6 protein-coding genes are annotated in these 13,409 nt (G+C 74.5%); all 6 read left to right on the forward strand.

All coding sequences use genetic code 11. The annotated features are described in order from the left end of the window. Positions 1 to 12 precede the first annotated feature (12 nt). Entirely contained in the window at positions 13 to 3,075 is a 3,063-nt protein-coding gene (locus AB0K43_RS19680; RefSeq protein WP_363641388.1) for an amino acid adenylation domain-containing protein, read from the forward strand. Continuing rightward, entirely contained in the window at positions 3,075 to 4,058 is a 984-nt protein-coding gene (locus AB0K43_RS19685; protein ID WP_363641390.1) for an aldo/keto reductase, read from the forward strand. The genes AB0K43_RS19680 and AB0K43_RS19685 overlap by 1 nt, the downstream gene beginning before the upstream one ends. Next, complete coding sequence (locus tag AB0K43_RS19690; protein ID WP_363641392.1) at positions 4,055 to 4,804, forward strand: sulfotransferase family protein; 750 nt, start codon at positions 4,055 to 4,057, stop codon at positions 4,802 to 4,804. Before AB0K43_RS19685 ends, AB0K43_RS19690 begins: the two co-directional genes overlap by 4 nt. Beyond that, a complete protein-coding gene (locus tag AB0K43_RS19695) occupies positions 4,801 to 6,000 on the forward strand; it encodes an argininosuccinate synthase domain-containing protein (protein WP_363641394.1) in 1,200 nt (399 codons plus the stop codon). The genes AB0K43_RS19690 and AB0K43_RS19695 overlap by 4 nt, the downstream gene beginning before the upstream one ends. After that, positions 5,993 to 9,319, forward strand: coding sequence for an amino acid adenylation domain-containing protein (locus AB0K43_RS19700; protein ID WP_363641396.1), 3,327 nt, complete (start codon positions 5,993 to 5,995; stop codon positions 9,317 to 9,319). The genes AB0K43_RS19695 and AB0K43_RS19700 overlap by 8 nt, the downstream gene beginning before the upstream one ends. Then, positions 9,316 to 13,409: amino acid adenylation domain-containing protein (locus AB0K43_RS19705; protein ID WP_363641398.1), on the forward strand; the 4,094-nt coding region annotated here is incomplete at its 3' end. The genes AB0K43_RS19700 and AB0K43_RS19705, both read left to right, overlap by 4 nt.

Below are 13,409 nucleotides of genomic sequence, written 5' to 3' on the forward strand. Positions count from 1 at the left end.
GAGAGGTGTGCAGTGCCCAGGTTGACCCCGACCGACGCCGACGCGGGCGAGGTGGACTTCACCCGCGTGGAGTACCCGCCCCAGGCGACCGTACTGGAACTGTTCCACGCCCGGGTGGCCGAGACGCCGGACCGGCCGGCGATCGTCTTCGGCGACACCGTGCTGACCTACCGCCAGATCGACGGCCGGGCGAACGCGCTGGCCGCGCGCCTCACGACGGCCGGCGTGCGCCGCGGCGCCCTCACCCCGCTGCTGGTCGGCAACGACCCTCTGCTGCCGGTGTCGGCGATCGCCCTGATGAAGCTCGCCGCGCCGTTCGTCCCGCTGGACGAGGCCTGGCCGGCCGCCCGCACCGCCGCCGTGCTCGACCAGCTCGACCCCGCCGTGGTGATCTGCTCGCCGGGCCTGGCCGACCTCGCCGAGGCGGTGGCCGGCGGCCGCGCGACGGTGCCGGTGGAGCTCGCCGCCCTCGCGGACGACGCGCCGCCGCCCCCCGGCCCCGGCCCCACCTCGGACGACCTGATCTACGGGTTCTTCACCTCCGGGTCGACCGGGCTGCCCAAGTGCGCGCTCAACGCCCACCTCGGGCTGTTGAACCGGTTCCTGACCATGACCCGCCGGTTCGCCGCCGACGGCGCGGTCGTCCTGCAGAACAGCCGGCACGTCTTCGACTCCTCGATCTGGCAGCTGTTCTGGCCGCTGACCACCGGCTCCACCGTGGTCATCCCGGTGCGGCACGGCATCCTCGACCTGACCGAGACGGTCAACGTGATCGCCCGCCACGGCGTCACCATGACCGACTTCGTCCCGTCGATCTTCAACACGCTGGTGACGATGGTCGCCGACGACCCGCGGCTGCGTGCCTCCCTCGGCTCGCTGCGCCGGGTGCTGATCGGCGGTGAGGAGGTCAACGCGACCGCCGTGCGGCAGTTCCGCGCCCTCCTGCCGCAGGTCCGGCTGACCAACACCTACGGCCCGACCGAGTGCTCGATCGGCTCGGTGTTCCACGAGATCGACGACGCCGACGAGATCCCGATCGGGCGCGCCATCGACAACACCGTGGCGCTCGTGCTCGACGAGCGGCTGCGGCCCGTCCCGCCGGGCGTGCAGGGCGAGATCCACATCGGCGGCGACTGCGTCGGCCGCGGCTACCTCGGGGACCTGGAGAAGACCGCGGCCGCGTTCCTGCCCAACCCGTTCCCGAGCGTCCCCGGCCCGCTGATCTACCGCACCGGCGACCTCGGCTGGCTCGGCGAGGACGGTCTGCTGCGCTTCGCCGGGCGCCGCGACCACCAGGTGAAGCTGAACGGGGTCCGGATCGAACTGACCGAGGTGGAGGCGGCGCTGAGCCGGCACCCGGGGGTGCGCGAGGCCAAGGCCGTGATCGCGGGCGAGGGCTCCCGCCAGCGCCTGGTGGCCTTCGTGCTGCTCGCGGAGCCCGTCCCGGCCGGCCGGCTGCGCGAGTACGTGGCCGGGCTGCTGCCCGGCGAGGCGGTGCCGAAGGAGGTGGTCGAACTCCCCGCCTTCCCCCTCACCCCCAACGGCAAGGCCGACCGGCGCGCCCTGGCGGCGCTGGCCACCTCGGGTGTCAACCCGCAGCAGGAGACCGGCCCGGCCACCGAACTCGAACGGCGGATCCTCGCGGTCTGGCGGCAGGTCCTGAACCTGCCGGCGGTCGGCACGACGACCAGCTTCTTCGACGCCGGCGGTGACTCGCTCGCCGCCCACCGGCTCGCCGTGGCGCTGCGCGCCGTCCTCGGGCGCTCGCCCAGCGTGCGCGAGCTGGTCAGCCACCCGACCGTCCGGGCGCAGGTGGCGCTGGTCCACGAGGCCGACGCCACGGGCGAGGAGCCGGTCATCGGCCGGCTGCGGGCCGACTCCGTGCTGCCCGCGGACCTGCGCCGGTCCGCCGAGGACCCCTGGCAGCTCGGCACCGTCCTGCTGACCGGCGCGACCGGGTTCGTCGGCGCCCACCTGCTGCACGAGTTGCTCGCCCGCACCCCCGCCCGGGTGGTCTGCCTGGTCCGGGCGGCCGACCGGCGGGCGGCCCGGGCCCGGATGGACGCGGTGCTGGCCCGCTACGGCCTGGCCGAGGACACCGCGACCCACCGGATGGAGGTGCTCCCCGGCGACCTCGGCACCCCGCTGTTCGGGCTGACCCCCGAGGCCTTCGGCGCGCTCGCCGACGAGGTCGACACCGTCGTGCACAGCGGCGCCATGGTCAACCTGCTGCTCGACTACGAGGCCCACCGGCCGGCCAACGTCGAGGGCACCGGCGAGGTGCTGCGGCTGATGGCCACCGGACGGCGCAAGCACCTGCACCACATCTCGACCCTCGGCATCTTCCCGGCCGGAGCGCTGGACGGCGGCCGGATCGCCGAGGAGGCCGAGCCCCAGGAGAACTCCCTGCCCTCCCACGGCTACGGCCAGTCCAAGTGGGTCTCGGAGCGGCTGGTGCTGGCCGCGCGGCACCGGGGGGTCGAGTCGAGCGTCTACCGCCTCGGCGAGGTCGGCCCGCACTCGGGCACCGGCGTGCCCAGCGACCGCGGCCTGGTCGACGGGCTGCTGCGCGCGGCGGCCTCCCACGGCGTCTACCCCGGCACCTCGGTCTCCATCGACTACACCCCCGTCGACTACGTGGCCCGGCTGGTCGTCGCGGCCGTCGCCCGCGGGCGGGTGGGCGACACCTACCACCCGGTCCAGCGCACCGCCGTCGGGCTGGACGACCTGTTCCACGCGCTGGCCCGCCGGTCCAAGGTCGACCGGGTCTCCTACCGCGCCTTCTGGCGCTCGCTCGACCGCTCCGACGAAGCGGTGCTGCGGCTGCGCACCATGCTCCCCGAGCCGGTGGGTGATCCCGCCGCGGACGCCCGCTGCCTGGCCGACGTCTTCAGCGACGCCTCCCACCGGTTCGCCTCGCAGCGGGCCGACCGGCTCTGCGCCGAGGCCGGGATCGTCCTGCCGCCGCGCGAGGCGGTGCTCGGCCGCTACGCCCAGGGCTGCCTCCAGCGCGTGGGCACGCCCCGCCCCACCGCCCGGCCGGTCCCGCTGGCCCACGGTCGGGGGGTGCGCTGATGCGGTACCGACGCCTCGGCCGGCTCGGCCGCGAGGTCAGCGAGGTCGGCTACGGCATGTGGGGGGTCGCCGGCGGCGAGGGCGGCTGGACCGGCGCCGACGACGAACGCGGGCTCACCGCCCTCCAGGAGGCCGTCGACCTCGGCTGCACCTTCTTCGACACCGCCTGGATCTACGGGCGCGGCCACAGCGAGCGGATGCTCGCCGAGGTGCTGCGCGCCAACCCGGACCGCGGCCTGACCGTCGCCACCAAGGTGCCGCCGAAGGACCGCCGGTGGCCCTCCACCAGGGACTCCCGGCTGGAGGACGTGTTCCCGGCCGACCACGTCCGCGCGTACACCGAGCGGAGCCTGGCCAACCTCGGCGTCGAGCGGATCGACCTCCTGCAGTTCCACGTCTGGGAGGACGCCTGGGCCGAGGACCCGCGCTGGCAGCGGGCGGTGGCCGGGCTGCGCGCGGAGGGCCTGGTCGGGGGCATCGGCATCAGCGTGAACCGCTGGGAGCCGTGGAACGTCCTGAAGACCCTGCGCACCGGCCTGGTGGACGCCGTCCAGGTGATCCACAACATCTTCGACCAGGCACCCGAGGACGAACTCCTCCCGCTGTGCGAGGAGTTGGACATCGCGGTGATCGCCCGGGTGCCGTTCGACGAGGGCACCCTGACCGGCACCCTGACCGCCGACAGCACCTGGCCCCAGGGCGACTGGCGCAACAGCTACTTCGTGCCGGAGAACCTGGTGCCGGCCGTGGCGCGCGCCGACCGGCTCAAGGAACTGCTCCCGCCCGGCCTGACCCTGCCCGAGCTGGCCCTGCGCTTCATCCTCGACGAGCCGCGGATCGCCACCGTGATCCCCGGGATGAGCTCCCCGAAGCACGTCCGGGCCAACCTCGCGGTCAGCAGCCTGCCCGCCCTGCCCGCCCCGCTGGCCGCCGAACTCAAGCGGCACCGGTGGGACCGAACCCCGACGGAATGGTCCCAGTGAATCCTTCTGCCCCGCGGCCCCGCGTCATCGCCCTCTGGGGCCCGCCGCGCTCCCGGTCCACCGCCTTCACCCGGATGATGATGGAGCGCCGGGACCTCCTGGTGCTCCACGAACCGATCTCCAACCTGCTGAGCGTCGGCCACCTGGACCTCGACGGCGTCCGGGTGCACAGCCCCGCCGAGCTGCTGGAGCGGATCCTGCTGCTCGGCGAGGACCGCCCGGTGTTCTTCAAGGACACCACCGAGTACCGGTACCTGCCGTACCTGGACGAGCGGTTCACCACCGGCATCGTGCACACCTTCATCATCCGCGACCCGGCCGAGGCGATCGCCTCGCACTTCGCCGTCAACCCCGACCTCACGCTGGAGGAGGTCGGCTACGAGCGGCAGTTCGAGGTCTTCGAGCACGTCCGCCGGGCCACCGGCAGCACGCCGGTGGTGATCGACTCCACCGACCTGCTGGCCGACCCGGCCGGCGTGGTCCGCGCCTACTGCGAGCGGGCCGGGCTGCCGTTCCGGCCCGAGGCGCTCAGCTGGGAGCCCGGGCCCCGGGCCGAGTGGGAGCGCACCGCCCGCTGGCACCAGGACGTCGCGGCCAGCGGCTCGTTCGGCGCCCGCACCAACGAGTACCGGCGCACCGTCCACAACGACCCCCGGCTGGCCGGGTTCCGCGACCACCACCAGCCGTTCCACGACCGCCTCGCCGCGGTCCGGATCGGCTCCACCGCGAGGAGTGTGACGTCATGACCACGATTGCGAACGTACGGGACCTGCCCGGGCCCGTCGGGTTCTGCGTCTCGGAGGGCCTGCCCTCGCGGGCCACCGCCCTGTGGCTCGCCGAGCAGGGCGTCCCGATGCAGGCCTTCCTGGCCGACATCGGGCAGCGGCCGCGCGCCGAACTCGACCGGCTGGCCGCCGAACTGGTCGCGGCCGGCCTGCCCACGGAGGTCGTCGACCTGCGCCGGGAGATGGCCGAGCTGTGCGTCGACGTGGTGCGCTACCAGGCGCGCTACGACGACGGCTACTGGAACACCACCGGCGCCTCCCGGGCCGTCCTGGTCCGCGGTCTGGCGGCGGTGATGGGCGACCGCGGGCTGCGGGTCCTCGGGCACGCCTCCGTCAGCGGCGGCAACGACGAGCGCCGGTTCGCCGGCTACGTCTCCCGGATCCGGCCCGCCATGGACGTGTTCACCCCCTGGGCCGACCCGGCCTGCGGAGCGGCGTTCGCCGACCGCGCGGCGCTCGCCGCCTTCGCCGCCGCGCACGGCCTGTCCCTGATCGGCGACGAGGCGGTCCGCTCGCTCGACGGCAACCTCGGCGGCTACTCGCACGAGGGCACCGAACTGGAGCGGCTGGCCGGCCACGGGGCCGTCCGGCGGGTGATGAGCGTGTCCCCCGAGGAAGCGCCCGACCGGCCGGAGTCCTTCGCCATCACCCTGCGCAACGGCCGGCCGCTGAGCATCGGCGAGGAGCCGGTGGACGCCCTCGGCGCCATGCTGCAGGCCAATCTGGTCGGCGGCCGCAACGCGCTCGGCTTCTTCGACGTGCTGGAGAACCGGCTCAACGGCACCAAGTGCCGCGGCGTCTACGAGGCGCCCGGCCTGGACCTGCTCGGCCGCTGCGTGCGCCGGCTCTACCAGGCCGTGCTGTCGCTGGAGGACGCCCGCCGGCTGCAGTCGCTGTCCGCGGTGCTCGGCACCGAGCTGTACGCCGGCCGCTGGTTCGACGAGCGCGCCGCCGCCGCCCGGGCGGACGCCGACACCATCGTCGCGAGCGCGACCGGCACGGTGGAGCTCTCGCTCTACAAGGGCAACACCTCCTTCCGCTCGCTGCGCGACATCCCGGCCGGCAGCGCGGTACCGCGCCAGGCCCGCTTCGGTGCCGGCGGCTTCCGCTGGAAGGTCATGGACGAGACCGAGCGCAAGGAGACCAGCCTTGTCTGAGACCACCGCCCTGCGCGACCGGCTCTCGCCGGCCCAGCGCGCCGCGCTCACCGCCCGCCTGGCCGAGCAGCGCCGCACCACCGGCGACCGGATCCGGCCGCGCGAGCCGGAGCAGGCCGAACTGCCCGCCTCCTTCGCCCAGCAGCGCCTGTGGTTCCTGGAGCAGCTCGCCGCCGGCCGGCCGATCTACAACGTCCCCTTCTCGCTGCGGATCCACGGCGCGCTGGACGTGGACGCCCTGCGGGCCGCCCTCGGCGGCATCGTGGCGCGCCACGAGATCCTGCGCACCGCCCTGGTGAACCACGACGGCACCCCGCGCCAGCGGATCGACCCGGCCGGCGAGTTCCCCCTCCCGGTCCGCGACCTCGGCCGGCTCTCCGCCGCCCGCCGGCCCGCGGAGATCGAGCGGCTGGCCCGCGCCGAGGCCGCCAGGCCCTTCGACCTGGCCGGCGACCCGCTGCTGCGGGCCGTCCTGCTGCGGACCGCCGAGGACGAGCACGTCCTGCTGCTGACCATGCACCACATCGCCGTGGACGGCTGGTCGCTGAACGTCGTCGCCGGTGAGCTCGCCGCCCTGTACGAGGACTTCGCGGCCGGCCGGGACGCCTCGCTGCCGGCCCTGCCGGTGCAGTACGCGGACTTCGCGCTCTGGCAGCAGCGGTGGGTGGACGGCCCGGACGCCGCCCGCCAGGTCGCCTACTGGACCGAGCGCCTGCGCGGGCTCGCCACCCTGGAGCTGCCCACCGACCGGCCGCGCCCGGACCACCCGCCGTTCACCGGCGAGCGGGCCGAGCGCCCCCTGCCCGACGACCTGCTCGCCGGCCTGGAGAAGCTCTCCCAGGACCAGCACGCGACGCTCTTCATGACCGTGCTCACGGTCTTCCAGATCCTGCTGCACCGCTACACCGGGCAGGACGAGGTCGTGGTGGGCTCGCCGTTCGCCGGGCGCGCCCACCGCGAGGTGGAGCCGCTCGTCGGGATGTTCGCCAACATGCTGGTGCTGCGCACCGCCGTGGACGGCGAAGGGACCTTCCGCGAGCTGCTGGCCGCCGTCAAGGAGACCGTGCTGGCCGCGGAGGAGCACCAGCACGCCCCGTTCGAGCGGCTGGTGGAGGAGCTGCGCCCGGAGCGCGACCCCTCCCGCAACCCGCTGTTCCAGATCTCGTTCAGCCTGCAGAGCGCCAGTGGCGAGGGCTTCCGGCTGCCCGGCCTGGAGGTCGAGGAGCTGCCGGTCGACTCCGGCACCTCCCGGTTCGACCTCGCCTTCAACGTCGAGGCCCGCGCCGGCGGCTACCGGCTCTGGGCGGACTACTCGACCGAGCTCTGGGACCGCGAGCGGATCGACCGCATGTTCGGCCACTACGAGACCGTGCTGCGCGCCGTCCTGGCCGACCCGGACCGGCCGATCCGCGACCTGCCGCTGCTCACCGACGACGAACGGCAGCAGCTGGTCACCGGGTTCAACGACACCGCCCGGGAGTCGCCCGCCGACGTGACGCTCGACGCCCTCGTCGCGCGGCGGGCCGCCGCGCAGCCGGACCACCCGGCCGTCGTGATGGACGGCACCACCCTCAGCTACGCGCAGCTCGACGCCCGGGCCGACGCGCTGGCCGCCCGGCTGGGCGAACTCGGCGGCCCCGGCAGGACCGTCGCGGTCTGCCTGAACCGCTCGCCCGAGCTGGTCGTCGCGCTGCTCGGCATCCTGCGCAGCGGCGCCGCGTACCTGCCGCTCGACCCGAACGACCCGCCCGGCCGGCGGGCCGGCATCCTCGCGGACACCGGTGCCTCCGCGGTGATCGCCGCGGCGGGCGCCGACCTGGAGCTGCCCCCGGAGCTGCCCGTCCTGACCCCCCGGCCGGAGACCGGTCGGGTTGACCCGGCGCCCCGTACGCACGGCCCGGCCGACCCGGCGTACGTCATCTTCACCTCGGGCTCGACCGGCACCCCGAAGGGCGTGGTCATCGAGCACGCCGCCGCCGTCAACTTCGTCACCCAGGTGAACCGGCTGTTCGCGCTCGGCCCGGACGACCGGATGCTGCAGTTCGCGAACCCCACCTTCGACGTCTCGGTGTTCGAGATCTTCGCCGCCCTCACCGCCGGCGCCACGCTGTGCATGACCTCCCGCGAGGTGCTGCTCTCCCCGGACCGGCTCGGCGAGTTCATCAAGCGCAACGGCATCACCGTGATGGACATGGCGCCGGCCGTGATGGCGCTGCTGCCCGCCGAGGAGTTCGCCTCGCTGCGGATCGTCTTCGTCGGCGGCGAGGCCTTCCCGAGCGCCCTGGTCAATGCCTGGAACCTGCCCGGCCGCCGGTTCTTCAACGGCTACGGGCCGACCGAGGCCACCGTCACCTGCGTCGTGCACGAGTGCCAGGGCCGCTACCAGGCCTCCCCACCGATCGGCCGGCCGCTCGGCAACTACCGGGCCTACGTCCTGGACCGCTACGGCAACCCGCAGCCCGCGGGCGTCCCCGGCGAGCTGCACCTGGGCGGCGCCGGGCTGGCCCGCGGCTACCTCAACCGGCCCGAACTCACCGCCGAGCGCTTCCCGGTGCTGCGGGTCGACGGCGAGGACCAGCGGCTCTACCGCACCGGCGACCTGGTCCGCCAGCGCTGGGACAGCGAGCTGGTCTTCCTCGGCCGGATCGACCGCCAGGTCAAGATGCGCGGCCTGCGGATCGAACTCGGCGAGGTGGAGGCGGCCCTGACCGGCCACCCCGCGGTGCGCCAGGGCGTGGTCGAGCTGCTCGGCACCGGGGCCGACGCCCGCCTGGTGGCCTACGTCGTGCCGGACGGCGCGTGCGACGCGGCGAGGCTGCGCGCCCACCTGGGCACCACCCTGGCCGGCCACATGATCCCCTCGCAGTTCGTCTGGCTGGAGGCGCTGCCGCTCACCAGCAGCGGGAAGGTGGACCTGGCCCGGCTGCCCCGGCCCGAGCCGGGTGTCGACCGGGACACCGCGTACGTCCCGCCGACCTCGGAGACCGAGCGGCTGCTCGTCGGCCAGGTGATCGGCAGCGTGCTGCGGGTCGAGGACGTCGGCGTCCTGGACAACTTCTTCGACCTGGGCGGCAATTCGCTCCAGGCCACCCAGCTCGCCGCCCGCATCCGCAGCACCTTCGACACCGACATCGACCTCCAGGCCATCTACCGCGCCTCCTCGATGGCCGAGCTGGCCGCGCTCATCGACGACGCGCGCACCGCGGCCGAACAGGCGGCCGACGCCGAACGGCTGGACCTGGCGGCCGAGATCGCCGAACTGACCGACGACGAGGTGGCGGCCCTGCTCCGCGCCGACCTCGGGGGGGACCTGGCATGACCGACACCGCACTCGACCTCGGCGCCGCCCGGCGCGAGCTCCTGGAACGCCGGCTGCGGGCCGCGGCCCGCGAGCGCGCGGCGGCCGGACGGATCGTCCCGCGGGACCCCGCGACCACCGAGCTGCCCGCCTCCTACGCCCAGCAGCGCCTGTGGTTCCTCGACCAGTGGGCGCCGCAGCGGGCGACCTACACCGTCCCGTACCGCTTCCGGCTCAGCGGCGCCCTGGACGTCGCGGCGCTCGGCTCGGCGCTGGCCGGGATCGTGGACCGGCACGAGGTGCTGCGGACGACGTTCACCGCCTCCGACGGTGTGCCGCTCCAGGTGGTCGGCGCGCGCGGCGGCTTCCGGCTCCCGGTGACCGACCTCGGCGCGCTGGCCCCGGCCGAGCGTGAGCGCGAGGCCGACCGGCTCGCCCTCGCCGAGGCGAGGGCCCCCTTCGACCTGGCGAGCGGCCCACTGGTGCGCGGCGCTCTGCTGCGGCTCGACCGCGACGAGCACCTGCTCCTGCTGACCCTGCACCACACCGTCTTCGACGGCTGGTCGTTCCGTGTCCTGTTCGAGGAGCTGAACGCGCTCTACACCGCGTTCAGCCGGGGCGAGGACTCGCCGCTGGCACCGCTGGAGCTGCAGAGCGGCGACTTCGCCCTCTGGGAGCGCCGGCGCGTGCTGGACGGCGCGCTCGCCGCCGACCTGGAGCACTGGACGGCGAAGCTCGCCGGCGCCCCGATGGCCGAGTTCCCGACCGACCACCCGCGGCCCCGGGAGATCAGCGGGCGGGGCCGGCGACTGCTGCTCTCCTGGGACGGCGACCTCGCCCGGCGGGCGGCCGACCACGCCCGGGCGTCCGGCGCGACGCTGTACATGCTGCTGGTCGCGGCGCTGGCCGGCCTGCTGCAGCGCCACAACGGCGTCGGCGACCAGGTCTTCGGCGCCGCGGTGGCCGGCCGGACCCGCGCCGAGACCGAGCAGCTGATCGGACTCTTCGTCAACACCCTGGCGCTGCGGATCGAGACCGGGGACGACCCGACCCTGGAGACCCTGGTCCAGCGCGCCCGCAGCACCGCCATCGAGGCCTTCGCCCACCAGGACGTGCCGTTCGACCGGCTGGTCGAGGCGCTGCGGCTGCCCAGGGAGACCAACCGCAACCCGCTGTTCCAGGTCATGATCAGCATGCAGAACCTCAGCCACACCCCGCGGGCGGCGCTGCACGACGTCGACGTCACCATCGAGACCGTCGACCTGGACATCGCCAAGTTCGACCTCACCTTCATCTTCACCGAGGGCGAGGACCGGATCGGCCTGGAGGTCGAGTACAGCACCGACCTGTTCCGGGAGGACACCGTCCGCCGGCTGGCCGACCGCTTCGAGCGCCTGCTGGACGCCATCGTCAGCCGGCCGGAGCTGCGGCTGTCCGAGGTGCCCGTGCTCTCCGAGGCGGAGCGCCGGCACCTGTTCGAGCTCTCCGCGCCGGCGCCCGCCGAGCTGCCCGAGGAGTCCGTGACGGCCGCGTTCGACCGCTGGGTCCGCGCCACGCCGGACCGCACGGCCGCGTCCTTCGACGGCCGCGCGCTCAGCTACGCGGAGCTCGACGCCTGGGCGAACCGGCTCGCGCACCGGCTGATCGCGCACGGCATCGGGCGCGGCGCGCGGGTCGGCCTGTGCGCCCCCCGCTCGGTCGAGCTGGTCGTCGGCATGCTCGCGATCGCCCGCACCGGCGCCGCCTACGTACCGCTGGACCCGGCCAACCCGGCCGAGCGGCTGGCGTACATGCTCGCCGACGCCGAGGTCGAGGCCGTGCTGTACGAGCCGGGCGTGGCCGCGGCCGTGCCCGAGGGAACGTTTCTGCGGCTGCCGCTCGACCCGGCCGACGACCAGCCCGCCGGGGCGCCGGCGGTCGAGGTCGGGCCGGACGACCTGCTCTACATCATCTACACCTCCGGTTCCACCGGCCGCCCCAAGGGCGTCTGCATCCCGCACCGCGCCGTGCTGGCCCTCGTCTGGCAGGCGGACTTCGTCCGCCTCACCCCCGACGACGTGATCGGCCAGGCCTCCAACGCGTCCTTCGACGTCGCCACCTTCGAGGTCTGGGGAGCGCTGTGCAACGGCGCGCTCGTCGTCGGCGTGCCGAAGGAGGTGCTGCTGTCCGGGCCGGCCCTGCGCGACCACATCGCCGAGCACGGCATCACCGTCATGAACGTGCCGTCCTCGCTGCTCAGCGCGCTGGCCCAGGAGACGCCGGACGTCTTCGGCGGCCTGGACACCCTGCTCTTCGGCGGCGAGGCGGCCGACCCGGCGGCCGTGGCGGCCGTGCTGCGCCGCCCGCCCGGCCGGATGCTCAACGTCTACGGGCCCACCGAGACCACCACCTTCTCGGTCGCCGGGCTGATCGGCTCGGTCGCCGACGGCGACCAAGGCGTGCCGCTGGGGCGCCCGGTCAGCCACATGTGGGTGTACGTGCTCGACGCCGACGGCGCGCTGACCCCGCCCGGCGCCACCGGTGAGCTCTGGATCGGCGGCGCCGGCTTGGCACACGGCTACTGGAACCGGCCGGAGCTGACCGCGGAGCGCTTCCTCGACGACCCGTTCCGGCCCGGCGAGCGGGTCTACCGCACCGGCGACCTCGGCCGCTGGAACGCCGACGGGGAGCTGGAGTTCTGCGGCCGGATCGACGACCAGGTCAAGATCCGCGGCTACCGCGTCGAGCCGGGCGAGATCGCGGCGGTGCTCACCGAGCACCCGGGCGTGCGCGAGGCCGTGGTGGTGGTGCGCGCGGACGCGGGTGGTCCGGCCCGGCTGGTGGCGTACGCGGTGCCGGCCGGGCCCGGCGTGGACGCGGCCTCGCTGCGGCGGTTCGCGGCGGAGCGGCTGCCGGAGTTCATGGTGCCGGCCGCGGTGCTGCTGCTGGAGCGGCTGCCGCTCAACGCCAACGACAAGGTGGACAAGGCCGCCCTGCCGGCGCCGACCGGCGGCGAGGGCGGAGCGGTCGAGTACCTGGCTCCGCAGGACGGGACGCAGGCCGCGCTCGCGGAGATCTGGTGCGAGGTGCTGGGGTGCGCCCGGGTGGGCGCGCGGGACGACTTCTTCGCGCTCGGCGGCCACTCGCTGCTGGTGACGCAGGTGGTGTCACGGCTGGAGTCGCGGCTCGGGGTCCGGGTGCCGCTGCGGGCGGTGTTCGAGGCGCCGGTGCTGGAGCGGCTGGCCGCCCTGGTGGACGAGCGGGCCGCCCGCACCGACGACGTCCGCGAGATCGTCCGCGTCCCGCGTGACGGAGCGCTGCCGCTGTCGTTCGCGCAGCAGCGGCTCTGGTTCCTCGACCGGCTGGTGCCGGACAGCGCCTTCTACAACATGCCGGACGCCTTCCGGGTGCGCGGCGGCCTGGACGTCGCAGCGCTGCAGAGCGCGGTCGACACCGTGGTCGCCCGGCACGAGTCGCTGCGCACCACCTTCGCGGAGCAGGACGGCACGCCCCACCAGGTGATCCGCCCCCGGGTGGAGGTCGGCGTGCGGACCGTCGAGGCGCCGGGCCGGGAGGAGGCACTGGCCATCGCGGCCGCCGAGTCCGGGGCACCGTTCGACCTGGAGCGCGGCCCGCTGCTGCGGGTGCTGGTGGTCCGGCTCTCCGCGGACGAGTCCTGGCTGCTGCTGACGCTGCACCACATCATCGCGGACGGCTGGTCGACCGGTGTGCTGCTGGACGAGCTGTCGCGGGCGTACACGGCCGCGACGACCGGTACGCCCGTCGAGCTGCCGGAACTGCCGGTGCAGTACGCGGACTTCGCCGCCTGGCAGCGCGCCTGGCTGCGCGACGAGGTACTGGAAGGACAGCGCACGTACTGGTCACAGGCCCTGGACGGCATCACGCCCCTGGAGCTCCCGCTCGACCGGCCACGCCCCGCCGTGCAGAGCCACCGCGGCGCCACCCTGGAGTTCACCGTCGACCCGGCCACCGCCGAACGCCTGCGCACCCTGGCCCGCGACGGCAACGCCACCCTGTTCATGTGCCTGCTCGCCGCCTTCTCCGCCCTGCTCTCCCGCCTCAGCGGACAGGACGACGTCGCGATCGGCTACCCGATCGCCAACCGCAACCA

This window comes from Kitasatospora sp. NPDC049258 (genome assembly GCF_040678895.1).
In the GTDB taxonomy this organism is placed as follows: domain Bacteria; phylum Actinomycetota; class Actinomycetes; order Streptomycetales; family Streptomycetaceae; genus Kitasatospora.

What these genes read in the sequence shown, in the direction of transcription:
- AB0K43_RS19685 (WP_363641390.1), top strand. Translation starts at nt 3,075, where the DNA reads ATGCGGTACCGACGCCTCGGCCGGCTCGGCCGCGAGGTCAGCGAGGTC.
- AB0K43_RS19695 (WP_363641394.1), top strand. Translation starts at nt 4,801, where the DNA reads ATGACCACGATTGCGAACGTACGGGACCTGCCCGGGCCCGTCGGGTTC.